The organism is Duganella sp. BJB476, from assembly GCF_003416895.1.
Lineage (GTDB): Bacteria > Pseudomonadota > Gammaproteobacteria > Burkholderiales > Burkholderiaceae_D > Rugamonas.
This window is the reverse complement of record NZ_QVIO01000001.1, coordinates 23,309-38,331: the sequence shown is the minus strand read 5'-3', so window position 1 is coordinate 38,331 and position 15,023 is coordinate 23,309. Positions and strand designations below refer to the sequence as shown.

At 64.1% G+C, this 15,023-nt stretch carries 15 protein-coding genes; 5 read left to right on the top strand and 10 right to left on the bottom strand.

Annotated elements, in window-relative coordinates; translation table 11 throughout:
* The first annotated feature begins 12 nt into the window (after nucleotides 1–12).
* Nucleotides 13–480, top strand: a complete 468-nt coding sequence (locus tag D0T21_RS00160) for a DUF1854 domain-containing protein (protein WP_116987870.1) — start codon at nucleotides 13–15, stop codon at nucleotides 478–480.
* Between the two features lie 10 nt (nucleotides 481–490).
* Here D0T21_RS00160 and D0T21_RS00155 read toward each other — a convergent pair whose 3' ends face one another.
* A complete protein-coding gene (locus D0T21_RS00155) occupies nucleotides 491–1,114 on the bottom strand; it encodes a 2OG-Fe(II) oxygenase (protein ID WP_116987869.1) in 624 nt (207 codons plus the stop codon).
* Nucleotides 1,115–1,244: 130 nt separating this feature from the next.
* Here D0T21_RS00155 and D0T21_RS00150 point away from each other — a divergent pair, with 130 nt between their 5' ends.
* Complete coding sequence (locus D0T21_RS00150) at nucleotides 1,245–1,880, top strand: hypothetical protein (RefSeq protein WP_147328012.1); 636 nt, start codon at nucleotides 1,245–1,247, stop codon at nucleotides 1,878–1,880.
* On the opposite strand, the gene D0T21_RS00145 is transcribed toward D0T21_RS00150, so the two are convergent.
* Together D0T21_RS00145 and D0T21_RS00140 are read right to left on the bottom strand one after the other, a co-directional pair.
* A complete protein-coding gene (locus D0T21_RS00145; protein WP_116987867.1) occupies nucleotides 1,872–2,906 on the bottom strand; it encodes a hypothetical protein in 1,035 nt (344 codons plus the stop codon). The genes D0T21_RS00150 and D0T21_RS00145 overlap by 9 nt on opposite strands.
* 39 nt (nucleotides 2,907–2,945) lie before the next feature.
* On the bottom strand, nucleotides 2,946–4,517 hold the full coding sequence (locus tag D0T21_RS00140) for an oleate hydratase (RefSeq protein WP_116987866.1): 1,572 nt from the start codon (nucleotides 4,515–4,517) through the stop codon (nucleotides 2,946–2,948).
* A gap of 211 nt (nucleotides 4,518–4,728) precedes the next feature.
* On the opposite strand from D0T21_RS00140, the gene D0T21_RS31540 reads away from it, so the two are divergent.
* Together D0T21_RS31540 and D0T21_RS00135 are read left to right on the top strand one after the other, a co-directional pair.
* Nucleotides 4,729–5,004 carry a hypothetical protein gene (locus D0T21_RS31540; protein ID WP_147328011.1) on the top strand — a complete coding sequence of 92 codons (276 nt, stop codon included), beginning with the start codon at nucleotides 4,729–4,731 and terminating at the stop codon, nucleotides 5,002–5,004.
* A gap of 37 nt (nucleotides 5,005–5,041) precedes the next feature.
* Nucleotides 5,042–5,311, top strand: coding sequence for a hypothetical protein (locus D0T21_RS00135; RefSeq protein WP_116994246.1), 270 nt, complete (start codon nucleotides 5,042–5,044; stop codon nucleotides 5,309–5,311).
* A 30-nt stretch (nucleotides 5,312–5,341) separates the two neighbouring features.
* Here D0T21_RS00135 and D0T21_RS00130 read toward each other — a convergent pair whose 3' ends face one another.
* The 6 genes from D0T21_RS00130 to D0T21_RS00105 form a co-directional block, all read right to left on the bottom strand.
* Nucleotides 5,342–6,634 carry a sugar MFS transporter gene (locus D0T21_RS00130; RefSeq protein WP_116987864.1) on the bottom strand — a complete coding sequence of 431 codons (1,293 nt, stop codon included), beginning with the start codon at nucleotides 6,632–6,634 and terminating at the stop codon, nucleotides 5,342–5,344.
* 21 nt (nucleotides 6,635–6,655) lie between these two features.
* The gene (locus tag D0T21_RS00125; RefSeq protein ID WP_116987863.1) at nucleotides 6,656–9,184 is read right to left on the bottom strand and encodes a glycoside hydrolase family 3 protein; all 2,529 of its coding nucleotides are present in this window, start codon (nucleotides 9,182–9,184) and stop codon (nucleotides 6,656–6,658) included.
* A 31-nt stretch (nucleotides 9,185–9,215) separates the two neighbouring features.
* On the bottom strand, nucleotides 9,216–10,580 hold the full coding sequence (locus D0T21_RS00120) for a GH1 family beta-glucosidase (protein ID WP_116987862.1): 1,365 nt from the start codon (nucleotides 10,578–10,580) through the stop codon (nucleotides 9,216–9,218).
* A gap of 10 nt (nucleotides 10,581–10,590) precedes the next feature.
* Entirely contained in the window at nucleotides 10,591–11,886 is a 1,296-nt protein-coding gene (locus D0T21_RS00115) for a glycoside hydrolase family 5 protein (protein WP_116987861.1), read from the bottom strand.
* Between the two features lie 76 nt (nucleotides 11,887–11,962).
* Nucleotides 11,963–12,979: a LacI family DNA-binding transcriptional regulator gene (locus D0T21_RS00110; RefSeq protein ID WP_116987860.1), complete on the bottom strand. Its 1,017-nt coding sequence runs from the start codon at nucleotides 12,977–12,979 to the stop codon at nucleotides 11,963–11,965.
* A 119-nt stretch (nucleotides 12,980–13,098) separates the two neighbouring features.
* On the bottom strand, nucleotides 13,099–14,352 hold the full coding sequence (locus tag D0T21_RS00105; protein ID WP_116987859.1) for an ABC transporter substrate-binding protein: 1,254 nt from the start codon (nucleotides 14,350–14,352) through the stop codon (nucleotides 13,099–13,101).
* Here D0T21_RS00105 and D0T21_RS31535 point away from each other — a divergent pair.
* Entirely contained in the window at nucleotides 14,345–14,545 is a 201-nt protein-coding gene (locus tag D0T21_RS31535; RefSeq protein ID WP_147328010.1) for a hypothetical protein, read from the top strand. The genes D0T21_RS00105 and D0T21_RS31535 overlap by 8 nt on opposite strands.
* Nucleotides 14,546–14,601: 56 nt before the next feature.
* Here D0T21_RS31535 and D0T21_RS00100 read toward each other — a convergent pair whose 3' ends face one another.
* Nucleotides 14,602–14,973: a VOC family protein gene (locus tag D0T21_RS00100; RefSeq protein WP_116987858.1), complete on the bottom strand. Its 372-nt coding sequence runs from the start codon at nucleotides 14,971–14,973 to the stop codon at nucleotides 14,602–14,604.
* Nucleotides 14,974–15,023 lie beyond the last annotated feature (50 nt).

The window sequence follows — 15,023 nt, the reverse complement described above, 5'->3', positions numbered from 1 at the left end:
GAGAACAAGAATATGACGACGAATTTTAATTTGACACGCAATCCCTTTGGCCGCCTGGTGTTGACCACGGCAGAAGGTGAAGTACACGAGAGCGTGGCGCCGGTGCGCGCCTTCCCGGTGCAGGCGCCGGACGACGGCATCGCGCTGGTCAGCACCGACGGTAAGGAAGTGGGCTGGATCGACCGCATCGAGGACTTGCCGGCGGCCGTGGGCCAGCTGGTGCGCGAGGAGCTGGAAGGACGCGAGTTCATGCCGGAGATCGCGCGCATCAACAGCGTGACCAGTTTCGCCACGCCGTGCACCTGGTCGGTGGCGACCGATCGCGGCGACACCGAGTTCGTGCTGCGCGGCGAGGAAGACATCCGCCGCCTGACGGTGGACACGCTGCTGATCTCCGACATCCACGGCATCCACTACCTGATCCGCGACGTTCGCGATCTGGATAAGCACAGCAAGAAAATCCTCGACCGCTTCCTGTAAGCGCGTTCTCTCAGTGCGGCCGGCGGCGGAACCAGCCGGCCAGCGACAGGCGGTCGTGCGTGGCCGGCAGCACTTCATGCGGCATGTCGGCCGACATGAACAGCACCAGCCGGCTGCCCAGCGGCGCGATATCGCAGGTGGGCGCGTCCAGCGGATGCACGCGCAGCGCGCCGCCTTGCTCCACCCGCCAATCCGGGTTCAGATAGATCACCACCGAGACGGTGCGCAGGTCGTCGTCGCGAAAACGGTCCAGGTGCTTGTGGTAAGCGGCGCCGGGCGCGTAGTGCGCGAAGTGGCTTTCGTAGCTGTCGAGGCCCAGAAAGAATTCCCGGTTCAACGCCAGGCGCAGGGTTTCCATCACCAGCAGATAACTGTCGCAGGCGGCAGACTGGCCGGCCTCCAGCCACAGGATGCGGTCGCCGCGTATATCGCTGCGCACCGCCTGCGCGGCGCCGCGTCCGACAGCGGCCAGCGCCAGCACACCAGCGGCCGCACCGGCGCGGCATTCGGCGGCCAGGGCCAGCGTCAAATCATGGGATAAAAACAGGTTCTGCTGCGACCAGCCATGCAAAGCCAGTCCATCGAGCGTCAGTTGATGCAGGCCATAGTCGCTGGCGGGGAGTTCATCGGGCATAGGACTCCTAGTGAGCGGCCATAGTACCATCCATGCACCGTAGCGCACATCGAATGCTCAGTTCGGCAACGAACTGCCAGACTGCTCCGCACGTTTGACAGACCGCAGCGTGTGCCTTCAAGAGCCTCGGATGATTGATGTCGTGCGTCCGTCATCGCGGCGCTGCAAGGCATACAATGAAACTGTTGGAACTAAAATCCCACTTTCCGCTACTTCCTGCGCCCAAGCGCAAACGCAAGCGGCGCAAACCTGCTCCTGCCAAGCCGCCGGCGCAGGGACCTTTGAAGAAAAGGAAATAGTCATGGATGAGGACAAGGAAGAGTTGCAGTTCAATTTGCGCTACGCCCAGCGTCTGTGCCAACGCACAGCGCGCTTTTATCGCCGGATGCAAACCATGCTGACTTTCATCAGCCTGCTGGCTGGCAGCAGCGCGGTCGCGGCGCTGGCGGCCCAGATGTTGATTCCATCTGCTTGGCTTCTGGGCGTATTTGCAGTTTTCAGTTGTATCAATCTGGCGATACGACCAGCCGACAAAATCGCAGCCAACGATGCGGACGTCCGTAAGTACGGCGCGCTACTAGCAAAGCTCAACACACTGGACACGCCGATACTCCAGCAAATGCTGGATGAAGCGCGTCTTTCCGACACTATCGAAGTGGAGCCGTTACGCGCAGTGGCTTATAACGACGTCGTCATGGAAATTGACGAACCGGACTCGCTGATTGAACTGAGCCCGATGCAAAAATTGATGGGTGTTCTAGCCTGATTCCGCGAGCCGGGCGCGCACGGCGTCGATGAAGGCGTCGGGCTTGTCGAGGCTGATGCAGATGCGCTCGACGGGCTGTGCGCGGCCGAAGGCGTTGAGTAATTTGCTGCCGGCCTTCAGGCGCAGCTCCACGTTCATGCTGCCGAACTGGCGGTAGCGCAGCAGGCCGCGCTGGCGGCAGATGTCGTCGCCGCAGCGGGCCACCGATTCGATCAGGTGGTACGGCACCGTGCGGTCGGTCGCGAACACGCCGTAGCGTATCAGGATCGCCTCTGCGTCCAGCGACACCGGCCGCCACTGGCTGGCCCGGTACTCCGCCACCAGATACAGCACCGACCACACGCTGAGCACATCGACCACCCAAGCGAACACCGGCTTCACCGCTATCAAATGCAGCATCAGGTGCGACAGTGGCATCTCGAACAGCATCACCATGATCAGCGCGAACTGGTTGGAGACGTTGCCGTCGTTCTTGTCGTAGCTGAAGTGCTGCTGGCCGGCGAAGCGCAGCTGCTCGCCGCGCCGCATGAACAAGCCGTAGTACCAGATCCGCGCCTCGAACAGCGCGAACGGCGCGAAACCGGTGCCGGCGAAGCGGCCGTGGATGGCGGTCGCCAGCGCCTCGTCGGCGTTGCCGCTCAGGCGCATCAGCGCCTTGATCCGGCGCACCATGTACACCAGCAGGAACAGCTCCAGCGCCCCCTGCACCACCGCCAGCAGCGGCCAAAGCCGCTCGATGCCGCGCCACAGGTCCTTGCTGCCGTCGGGGATAATCAGGCTGCCGAAGGCGAATCCCGCCATCGCAAACACCAGCCACTTGAGCAGGAACGCCTTCCACGACGGGCGAAACATGAAGTAGTACAGCAGCGGGAAGCTCACCAGCAGATCGCCCAGCAAGGGCCAGTCGACCATGTTGCGGCCATAATCGTTGGCGATGAACGGCACGCGGAAGTAGAGGTAGTGCGCCGACATGGTCAGCAAGACGATCAACGCGAACCAGTGTTTCCTTCCGATACCGGCAATCATGGACACTCCCCGTGTGGTGGACACGGAGAGTATAGCCGTCTATTTAAAAGCTTTCACGAGCGCGTCCAGTTTCACTTTCAGCGACTGGTCGTGATGGCTGACGGGCGGCACTTCGCGTTTAATGTCGAGCAGCTGGTAGACCGCCATCTGCGCCGCCCGCACCGAGTATTCGACGGTGAACACCACGTCTTCCGGCACCTCGACGAACTGGCTGACGAAGGCCAGGTTGCGCGAGTTGGCCGGCACCGGCAGCGGACGGTCGCTCTTAAAGCGCGGCATGAACATGCTGGTGATGTAGGGCATGCGGCATGGGATGCAGTTCGCCTTGGCCATGATCTCCATGTCGAAATTCAGGTGGCCGCACAGTTCGCGCAGGATCTCTTCGCCGCGGCAATCGGCCATCGGCTTGGCGACGAAATTGCCGATGCGGTCAGGGTGCAGCGCATAGCCCCAGAACACCTGCACGCCTTCCGGCTGGCCGGCGAAGTGCGGCTGGTGGGCCAGCACGATCGACATCAGCCAGTTCGAATCCTTGAACGTCACCAGTCCGCCGGTACCGGCCACGTTGCCGCTGAACTGTTCCATCTTGTCGAAGAAGGCCGGGTCTTTCAGCGTGACCGTGAACGACTCCCACCACGATTCCGGAATGCTGGTGTTGAAGGCGGCCGGATTGCCGAACTGCGGACGGTCCACCGCCAGTTTCTCCCACAAGGCCCAGCCCTGGCTGTCGCGCTTGTCCAGCTTGGGCGGCGCGTTGCGCATGCTGCCAAAGCTGGAAGCGTCGGTCATCGAACCGTTCTGGAAGAACACCAGGTCATGCGGAGCGACGGCGATGGTCATGGCCTCGCCGTTGCGGGTGCATTTCAATGCCGTCGCAGTCAGCGTGCCGCCCTCCTCCAGCAGCTCGATATCGTCGACCTTGCAGTTGCGGACGATCTGCACGCCCTGCTGTTGCAGCCAGTGCTGCAAAGGCCGCACCAGCGAATCGTACTGGTTGTAGACGGTGCGCTTGACGCCGGCCAGCGTTTCGATGCGCGAGAACTCCATCATGAAACGATGCAGGTAGCGCTTGAACTCCACCGCGCTGTGCCACGGCTGGAAGGCGAAGGTGGTGGCCCACATATACCAGAATTTGGTGTCGAAGAATTCCGGCGACAGCCAGTCGGTGATGGCGCTATTGCCCAGTTTTTCTTCGTCGGCTTCGGCCAGCGCCAGCAGCTCGGTGCGGTCCTGCATGCTGAAGCCCATCGAGGTTACATCCACGCGGAAGCGGTTGCGGTCGACCAGGCGGGCCTGCGAGTGCGATTTGTGCATGGCGTTGAAGGCGACGGTTTCGTCGTAGACGCTCTGGCCTTCGTGTTCCAGCGAGGGGATGCTCTTGAACAGCTCCCAGGTGCATTCGTAGTTGTCGGTGGTGAGCATGCGGCCGCCGCGCAGCGTGTAGCCGGTGTCCGCGTTGCCGCCGCCATCGAGGCTGCCGCCGGCCAGCGGCATCGCTTCGAAGATGGTGATGTTGCGGCCTTCAACGCCGCCGTCGCGGATCATGAAGGCGGCTGCGGACAGCGAACCGATGCCGCCGCCGACCAGATATGCTTTGATGGTATTGCTCATGACAGTGCCCTTTTCGTGAAAACAAGTTGCCATGATAGTGCGGGTTGTCTTGTCAAAAATGCCGCACGTTACGCAAAAGCACCATATCCATGCGCCAGATCAAAAATCCAAAAATATATCCGCCCGCTCTGCGTACCGGGCGATTTGTGCAAAGTCAAAGGTGGTGTGTCGCGTCGTACTAGACTCTTAGAGACTACTCAAGGAGACATCTATGAAAATGATAGTCGTAGTAAATGAGCAGGGGCAAGTAGTCGCCGCAGCGCATGCGGCACCTGAAGTTGCGCCGGAAGCATCCGCACCCGGCGTTTCCGCATCCGGCGGATCGTCATGCGGTTTGGGCGCGCTCCCCGGTCAGAGAGTCGAGGTTGTCGAAATTCCCGAACAACTGAAGGCGCTCAATCCCGAGCAGCGCCTCCGCGCGATGCTTGATCATCGACTTCCACTTGGTTCCGACGTTCTTGAACACTCACCACGGACCAAAAAGTAGGTTCGTGTTTGTCGTCATTTTGGAAAGGACTTTTCTTATGGCATTCAATAACGTACAACCAAGCGATGGCCCCTTCAGCATCGGTTCGGAGCCCGTTCGCGTCTGGCTTACATTGGGGAACAGCGAGGATTTTGGCGCCCAGTGGATCATGGCAAATCCCATCGGACCCGGCAGCCTCGAAGTTTCAAATTTCACCAAAGAAAAAAGAATACGGGTGCCAAACGGTCTTGACGTGATCTATTGGGTCACCGTGAACAATGATGGCGAAGACACGTTGTTCAATATCCAGGGGGGCGGGAACGTCTGACGACGTTCCGCAAGAGCCCCCCCGGCAGTTTTACTTTTCCGCTGAATACATGCCGGCGTATTTCAGGCCGAAGTACAGGATGAAGGTGTAGCAGGCCGCAGGGACCAGGAAGGACATCTGCAGGCTGATGGTGTCGGCCAACAGGCCTTGTGCGAACGGCACCAGCGCGCCGCCGACGATGGCCATGCACAGCACGCCCGAACCCTGGCCTGTCAGTGGACCGAGTTTGTTCAGCGCCATCGAGAAAATGGTCGGGAACATGATGGAGTTGAACAGGCCAACGGACAGCATCGCCCACATCGCCAGCTTGCCGCCGCTGAAGATCGCGATCAGCACCAGCGCGATCACCGCCGCCGAGTTGAAGGCCAGCGCCTTGCCCGGGCTGACGTAGCGCATCACGGCGAAGCCGATGAAGCGGCCCACCATCGCTCCGCCCCAGTAGTAGCTGACGAACGGCGCCGCGTCGGCAGCCGACAGCCCGGCCACTTTCGCATCGCCGATGAAGTTGATCATGAAGCTGCCGATACTGACTTCGCCGCCCACGTACAGGAAGATCGCCACCGCGCCCAGCACCAGGTGACGGTGTTGCAGCACCGCCGACCAGCCGGCGCTCTCGCCGCCAACCTGTTCGGCGTCGACGATCTTAGGCAGGCGCGCCAGTGCGAACAGCACCGCCAGCGCCAGCAAGGCCGCCGCCAGCACCAGGTAAGGGCCTTGCACGCTGGCCGCCTGGGTCGTATGGTAGGCTGCCAGCTGCTCGGTGGTCAGCTTGGCCATGTCGGCGGAGCTCATCACGCCGCCGGCCAGGATCAACATGCCGCCCAGCGTAGGCGCCACGGTGGTGCCCAGCGAGTTGAAGGCCTGGGTCAGCGTCAGGCGGCTCGATGCCGTCTGCGGATCGCCCAGCACCGTCACGTAAGGATTGGCCGCCACCTGCAGGATGGTGATGCCGCCCGCCAGCACGAAGAAGGCGATCAGGAACAGCGTGTAGCCGCTGGTCGCCGCCGGGTAGAACAAGGCGCAACCGGCGGCCGCGATGGTCAGGCCCGCAACGGCGCCGTTCTGGTAACCGATCTTCTTGATCAGCATACCGGCCGGCAGCGAGACGATGAAGTAGGCGCCGAAGAAGCAGAACTGCACCAGCATCGCCTGCACATAGGTCAGCGTGTAGACCGCCTTCAGGTGCGGGATCAGCACGTCGTTCAGGGAGGTCAGCAGACCCCACATGAAGAACAGGATGGTGACGATGACCAGCGGACCGGTATTGCCGCCGGTCTGCGTCTGGCCGCCCGACATCGGGACGGCTGGGGAGTATTGTTCCATGCTTTGAAAGTCTCCTGATTGTTATTTAAAGTCGCCGCACGCCAGCGCATCCTTGTCTTTGGCGGCGCCGCCAACGATCTGGATGTTGGCGAAGGTCGCGGCGAACGGCGCATCGGCGGCCACGCTGAACGGCGTGCTCAGTGCCGCCAGCGACAGTCCCTTGGCGCTGAAGCAGGCCAACGGGATTTTAACCGTCTGCTTGCCCTTGCCCGCCAAACGCTGGAACACGGCGCTGGCGTCCAGCTCCACCGTTTCGATGCCGACGCTGACCTTGCCCTGCGGCGCAGCCGACACGATAGCATCAAATTGCAGCGCGCCGTCGGTCGAAGCGAAGGCCGGCAACTTATGGGCCTTGGCAGCTTGCGCTTCCAGCTTGGCCGCGCCGGTCCAGGTGAGGCGCTTGGCGTCCTGCTGGGTGTTGATCTGCGCGGTTTCGACGGTGACGGTCGGCAGCTTGAAGACGGCGTTCAGGTCCGCGCCCAAGGCCACGCGCTGGCCGCCGCTGCTGACGTACAGCGCGTAGGTCGAACGGTCGGCCGGCGCGTAGACCGGCACCGCGCTGGTCTTGCCGCAGCCGCCGGCCGGATAGCTGGCGTCCAGCAGCGGCAAGGCGCCCTTGCTCGCGTAGGTCAAACCGTAGCCGTACTTGAACAGCGGATCGTAGGCCGCGTCGCCGACGTTCAGCGGCGACTGGCAGGCCGACTTCGGCCACGAGAACGACAGCTTGCCGTGGAAGTCCACATTGACCTTGCCGTCGGCTTTGCGGAACAGCACATCGGACACACCCTTGCCTTCGGTGCCCGGCAGCCAGGCCGAGACGAAGCTGTCCGACAGGTTGAGCAGATCGTTGACGAACAGCGGACGGCCGGTCACCAGCACCGTCACCACCGGCTTGCCCTTGCCCGCCACCGCCTGCAATACCGCCAGGTCTTCGGGGTGGCGGCCGGACAGGCGCAGCGTGCCCGATGGGCCGATATCGCCGTCGCCTTCCGCATACGGCGTCTCGCCGATGACGGCGATGACGGCGTCGAACTTGCTGACGTCGACGCCGGCGGCGTTTTCGCTGAAGGTGACGTTGTCCTTGCCGGCGGCGTCCTGGATGCCGGCCAGGATGGTGTCGCTGACCGGGTAGTCGCTATTCTTGTTGTCGGTGCCCTGCCAGGTCAGCGACCAGCCGCCCGACTGGTTGGCCATGCTGTCGGCGCTCTTGCCGACCACCAGGATCTTCTTGCCGCGCGCCAGCGGCAGCACGCCGCCGTTGTTCTTCAACAGCACCAGCGATTCGCGCACCGCCTGGCGCGCCAGCGCGCGCTCCTGCAGCAGCTCCTGCTTGCCGGCGTAGATGTTCTGCGACGGCTTCTTGCCGTCGAACAGACCGGCGCGCAGCTTCACGCGCAGGATGCGGGTGACGGCGTCGTCGATGCGCGACATCGGGATCTCGCCCTTCTCCACCTGCGCGATGGTGTTGGCGATGAAGGCCTTCCAATGTTCTGGCACCATCACCATGTCGACGCCGGCGTTGATCGAGGCGGCGCAGCTGTCGTTGGCGCAGCCCGGCACTTCGGCGATGGCGTTCCAGTCGCTGACCACCAGGCCGTCGAACCCCATCTTGGTTTTCAGCGCGTCGGTCAGCAGCTCTTTACTGCCGTGCATCTTGCCGTGGTCGGTGCCGCCCTTGACGTCGTTCCAGCTGTTGAAGGACGCCATCACCGTCTGCACGCCCGCCTGCAGCGCCGGGTAGTAGCCCTGGGCGTGAATGTTGATCATCTCCGCCATCGTCGACTGGTTCTCGCCACGGTCCTTGCCTTCGGCCGTGCCGCCGTCGCCGATGAAGTGCTTGGCGGTGGCGACCACCGTGTTGTCCGATTTCAGATCGCCCTGCAGGCCCTTGACGTAGGCGCCGGCGTAGTCCTTGACGATGGCCGGATCTTCGGAGAAGGATTCGTAGGTGCGTCCCCAGCGGTCGTCGCGCACCACGGCCAGCGTCGGCGCGAACACCCAGTCGATGCCGGTGGCGCGCACCGCCTTGGCGACCGATTTGGCCATCTGGCCGATCAGCTTGGCGTCGCGCGCGGCGCCCAGGCCTATGTTGTGCGGGAACAGCGTGGCGCCGTACATATTGCTGTTGCCGTGCATGGCGTCGATGCCCCAGATGACGGGGATCTTCACCTTCATGTCGGTGGCCATCGAGGCGTCGTAGTAGGCGTCGGCCAGCTTGACCCAGTCGGCGGCGCTGGCGTGCTTGTTCCCGTTTGGCCAGCTGCCGCCACCGTTGAGCACCGAGCCGATGTAGTACTTGCGGATGTCGTCCGGCGTGCTGAATTTGATTTCCGGCTGCGTCATCTGGCCGATCTTCTGCGCCAGCGTCATGCCGGCGACGATCTGCGCGATGCGCGCTTCCATCGCCTTGTCCTGCTTGACGGCGCTGGTGATGTGCGGCCAGTCGGCCAGCGGCTTGGCGGCCGGCGCGGCGGCGGTTGCAATGGCGCCGCCCAGCGCCAGCGTGGCGGCCAGCACGGCGCGGCGCAAGATGTAGTTATTGGTCTTCATTCGTGTACTTGTCTCCGTTGTTGATGGTGTTTTATGCGTCGCGCAAAAAGCCGCTGTACCACTGGCCGCTTTGCTTGAGGATGCGGCGCTGCGTCGGGTAGTCAATGTAGGTCAGGCCGAAGCGGCGCAGATAGCCTTCCGCCCATTCGAAGTTGTCCAGCAGGCTCCAGGCGAAATAGCCCTTGATGTTGCCGCCGGCGGCGATGGCGTCGCGCACGGCGGCCAGGTGGCGGATCAGGTAATCGCGCCGCGCGGTGTCGTTGACGGCGCCGTCCGCGCCCAGGTGATCGTCGTAGGACGAACCGTTTTCGGTCACGTACAAATCGCCGGTCGGATAATCGCGCGCCACGCGCTCCAGCAGTTCGACCAGGCCTTGCGGGGAGACTTCCCAACCGAAGTCGGTGCGCTGGCGATCCTGCGGATAGATGATGGAGGTCCGCAGCGGATACTGCTCCGGCGCATCCTTCACCACCTCGGGGAAGTAGTAGTTCACGCCGAGGAAGTCCATAGTCGCGGCGATGGCTTCCATATCGCCCGGCAGCACCTGCGGCGCGTCCCGGCCCACCAGTTGCAGCGCCAGCTCGGGATAGCCGCGGCCATACAGCGAATCGAGGAACCAGCGGTTGCGCAGCACGTCGTGCCGCAGCACGGCCTCTTGATCAGCGGCGCTGTCGCTGGCCGCCTTGACCGGGTGCAGGCTCAGCGCGATGCCGACCTTCGCACCCGGCACGTTGGCGCGTATCAGCGGCACCGCCAGGCCGTGCGACACCAGCACGTTGTGGCACACCTGCAGCGCCAGCGGCAGGCTCTTGTTGCCCGGCGCGTGCATGCCGTCCCAGTTGCCGTGCATGGCCGTGCACCACGGCTCGTTGTGCGTGATCCAGTGCTTAACGCGGTCGCCCAGGTGCTTGCTGATCACATCGGCGTAGTGCAGGAAGGCGTCGACGGTAGCGCGGTTGGCCCAGCCGCCCTGGTCTTCCAGGTACTGCGGCAAGTCCCAGTGATACAGCGTGCACCAAGGTTGCAGGCCGCGCGCCAGCATGCCGTCCACCAGCTTCGAATAGAACGCCAGTCCCTTGGCGTTCGGTTCGGCGTCGACGCCGTTGAAGATGCGCGGCCAGGCGATCGAGAAGCGGTAGGAGTTCAGGCCCATGGACTGGGCCAGGTCCAGGTCTTCCTCCCAGCGGTGGTAGTGGTCGCAGGCGACGGCGCCGGTGGAGCCGTCGCGCACCTTGCCCGGCGTGGCACTGAAGGTGTCCCAGATCGACGGCACGCGCCCGTCCTCGGCGGCCGCGCCCTCGATCTGATAGGCAGATGTCGACACGCCCCACAGGAAGTCGCTGGCAAAGTCGGAACGCTGGATCGCCGTAGGCAGGTCGGTAAGAATCATGGTCATGGTTTTAGTTTTATTGTGCGAAAGGAGTAGGCGGTACGGTGGCGTTCATCCATTTGATGACGGTTTGCTGCGGTTCGTAAGGCACGCTGCCGAACAGGCGAAACAGGTTTTCGATCTCCGCCAGCGAGGCCTTGTTGAAGTCCAGCTTGGGGATGCGGGCGCCGGGCGCGTTGGTCACCATGCCCCAGGTGCCCTTGCCCTGCCCGCCCTGGTTGGACAGCAGCTTGTAGGCCCAGGCGGTCGAGGCCCAGCCGTTGGCGACGTAGGTGTCGTAGCTGGCGCGCGTGACCTGGCCGCCCAGCTCCGGCCCCATGAAGGCCCACGGCTGGAACTCGCCGATGAAGTAGGCGGTGTCCAGCTTTTGCTGCTGCGCCTTCCACGCGCAGACGCCGGTCTTGCCGGCATCGGCGCCATGACCGCATTGCAGCCAGTCGCGGTGCACCGCGACACCCGGCTTGCCCCAGCCGAAGTGGCCGGGATAGGGATGCATCTCGAACGCCACGTTGACCTGTCCATGCTCGGACGGTTTGCCGTAAGCGTCTATGCCCTTGCTGTGACCCGGCAGGATGATGACGTGGTTGGGATCGACCTTGCGGATCTCCCGATACAGCGTGCCCATGACGGCGGCCAGGTTTTCCGGCGTCGTGCCCCACGGTTCGTTGAGGATGCTGTAGCCGGCCACCGCGCCACGGTCCTTGTAGCGCGCGGCGATCTGCTGCCACAGCCAGATGGTGCGGGCCTGGTACTCCGGCGTGTCCCAGTACTGGTTCTTGCCGGCGCAGCCGCTGTGGTGCTCCCAGCCCTGCGAGCCGACCGCGCCGTGCAGGTCGAGGATCACGTAGATGCCGCGCTTCTCGGCTTCATCAATAGCCTGGTCCAGGTAATGCCAGGCGTCGGCGCGCAGCTGGCGCGGATTTTTTTCATCTTCCAGCACGCTGTAGATGAAGGGCAGGCGCACCAGGTTCAGTTTCAGCTTGGGCAGCATGTCCCAGTCGCGCGCGGTGATCCAGTTGTCGCGGTACAGCGCATACAGGCGTTCGCGCTCGGCGTAGCCGAAACGTTTATCCAGCACCGCCTCCAGCTTGCACTGGTCGCCGATGCCGGCGCTGCCCTGGCCCATCATCCAGAATTCCTGGATCAGGTAGTTGCCCAGGTTGACGCCGCGCAGCGCCGGCGCGCTGCCGTCGGCCGCCAGCCAGCGCGTGCCTTCCGTGTGCAGCATAGGTAGCGCGGCCTGCGCTGGGGCTGCGCCGGCCAGCAAGGCGGTCGCCAGCCAGGCGGCGTTCAGCAATCGTGTTGTGACCATCCAGCGCCTCCGTGTGTGGAATCGTTTCCAATATACTACAAAAAAAGAGCGTGCGACCGGCGCACACCCTCATTCTTTACGGCTTTTTAGCTACCGGCGCCAGCGACGCGCGCTGCGTCACGTGCACGCTGTATTCGCGCTCGACCGGCCGCTTCAATTCGTAGCAGCGGTTGAGCAGGAAGTTCAGGCCGTTCAAGGTCATCTCGCTCCACGGGATATGCACGCTGCTCAGGCGCGGCGCGGTGAATTCCGCGCTGTGCGTGTCGTCGTATCCCAGCACCGAAACCTGCTCCGGCACCGCTACCCCCGCCTGCTGGAAGCAGGACAAGGCCCCCACCGCCATTTCATCGTTGGCGCAAAACACCGCCGTAAATTCATAGCCCGACGCCATCAGCTGCTCGGTGCAGGCCCAGCCGCCCTCCGGCGAAAACTGCCCGTCCTCCATCCACACCGACGCCGGGTCTATGCCCGCCGCCGCCAGCTCCGCCATGAAACCGGCGATGCGCTGCTGGTTGTCCGGCGCGCTGGCGCGGCCCGCGATCACCGCGATCCGGCGATGGCCCAGCTCCAGCAAGGTGCGCGCCGCCAGCCGGCCGCCGGCCTCGTGGTCGACGGTGAAGCACTGCTCGGCGATGCTGGCGAAGGCGTGGTTGATCACCGCCACCCGCGACTGGAACGGCCCCAGCGCCACAAAGTCCTCGTCCTCCAGCGAATTGCTCATCACGATCAAGCCGTCGCTGCCGCGTTCGATCAGGAAGTTGACGCCCTCGATCGCCTGCTGCCGCGCGTCGCCCTCGCCGACGCCGAAGGCCACCACCATGTTCAAGCCGCTGGCCCGCAGCGCCGTGTAGATCGACTGCAGGATCGGCGTGTAAAACGTCCCGCTCAGGTAGGGGATGTACACCCCTATCATCTGCGAACTGCCCGACAACAGCGAGCGCGCCGCGTGCGACGGCCGGAACTCCAGCTCCTCGATCGCCTTGCGCACCTTTTCCAGCGTCGCCTGCGACACCGAACCCTTGCCGCTGATCACGCGCGACGCTGTGCCCAGCCCTACTCCCGCCAGGCGGGCTACGTCTTTGATGGTTGCCACAGCTTCCCTTATCCGTTCAGTCGGCGGCAAGCATACCCCATCGCGCCCGGCGGTGACAAGCGCGCCGGCATCGGCTTGCCGGGCCGCCTGCGCCCGGTATTGCATTGGTCCTTATCCGGCTAATCGCGCAGCGCGGCGGCGATGCTCTTCTGCGCCTTCTCCACCGGCATGCGGGTGTTCCAGAACGCCGTCAGCACGTCCTGCAGGGCGCCGTTCTGGTCCGGCGTCAGGTAGACCTCGATCATGCCCAGCGGGCGCGCCTTGTCCTTCATGATCGCCATGCCGGCCTGGGCGCAGGCGTCCATCGACGACACGTCGATATCGCTGCGCACCGGCAGCGAGCCTTTGAGCTTGCTGAACTCCAGCTGCGCGGCCGGCGCCAGCATGGTGGTGGCCAGCAGCTTCTGCGCCTTGACGGCGTCGGCGTTGGCGGTCTTCGGGAACACGAAGGCGTCGCCCTGGATCAGGTAGGGCACGGCAGGTCCCAGGCCGGCGATGCAGCCGTAATCCTTGCCGGCGGTCTGTTTGGCGGCCGCGAACTCGCCCTTGGCCCAGTCACCCATGATCTGCACCCCGGCCTTGCCGCTGATCAGCATGGCGGTGGCGTCGTTCCAGTTGCGGTTGGGCGAGCCGGCGTCGACGTAGCCTTGCAGCCGCTTGAAGGCCACCAGCACCTGCTTGAACGCTTCCGAGTTGAGCGCCTTGGGATCGCGGTCACGCAGCACCTGCAGGTACAGCTGCTTGCCGCCGACATTGGCCAGCATGGCCTGGAACAGGATGTTTTCCTGCCACGGCTGGCCGCCGTGCGCCAGGCCGACCACGCCGGCCGCCTTCAGCTTGTCGAGCGCGGCGAACAGCTGCTCCGGCGTGGCCGGCTCGGCGGCGATGCCGGCCTTCTTGAACGCCGCCTTCGAATACCAGATCCAGGTCGACATGTGGATGTCGACCGGCAGCGCGTAGTAATGGCCCTTGACGCGGATCACGTCCAGCATCGGCGCCGGCATCAATTGATCCCAGTGATCGCGCGCGGCGATGTCGTCGACGTTGTTGAGCGAGCCCTGGTCGATCAGGTCGCGGAACTGCTTGGTGGTGTTGAACTGGGCGGCGGTGGGCGGATTGCCGCCGACGATGCGGTTGATCGCCACCGCCTTGGCCTGGTCGGCGCCGGCCACGGCGGTGTCGACCCAGACGCCGCCGGCGGCGCGGTAGGCTTCGGCGAACTTGCGCACGGCGGCCGACTCGCTGCTGGAAGTCCACCAGTGCATCACTTCGGCGCGCGGCGCGGCGGCCGGCGCGGCCGCGTGGCTGGCGCCGGCCACCGCCAGCGCGGCCAGCAGTGACGCGGCGGTGCCGCCCCTACGGTGCTTGGTCATCCTGTCTCCTTGTCCGCCGATGTGCCCCGGCGCAGTGCTGTTCTGGTATGCGATCTTAGCCGTTGCCGCCGTTCCGGGCAAAAAAACCGGCGCCACCCTGGGCGCCGGCAACTTCGCGACCGAAGAGACACGGTTCATGCAACAAGCTTTGGAAACGTTACCAATTCATGCGGACGAATATATCACCCATTGATTTTGAGTGTCAACCGACAATTGCGGCAGCCGGCGCCGGGCCGGCTGCCGCCGCGCTTACTCGCCTTCGCGCACAAACACGCGCAGGCGGTGGCCGTCGCGGTCGACGGCGACGAAGGTGTAGCCGAAGTCCAGCGCCACCGGGCGCTGGGCGATGGTCACGCCGCGCGCCGACCAGTCGGCGTGCATGTCGTTGACCACGGTGCGGTCGGCCACGCTGACGCACAGCTCGCTGCCGCCGCCGGACGCCAGCGCCTTCGGCTCCGCCGTATGACGCGACCACAGGCCCAGCCTCAGACCGGACTCCAGCATGAACAAGGCGAAGGTCGGCGAAGCGTCCACCGGCTGCTGGCCCAGCAGGTCGGCGTAATAGGCGGCGCTGGCGACCGGATCGTCGACGTACAACAGGACATAGTTAGGGCTGATCATGGAAGTTCTCCTGGTGGGTTAGCGCGGCGCGCTGTCCCGGCGCCGCATGA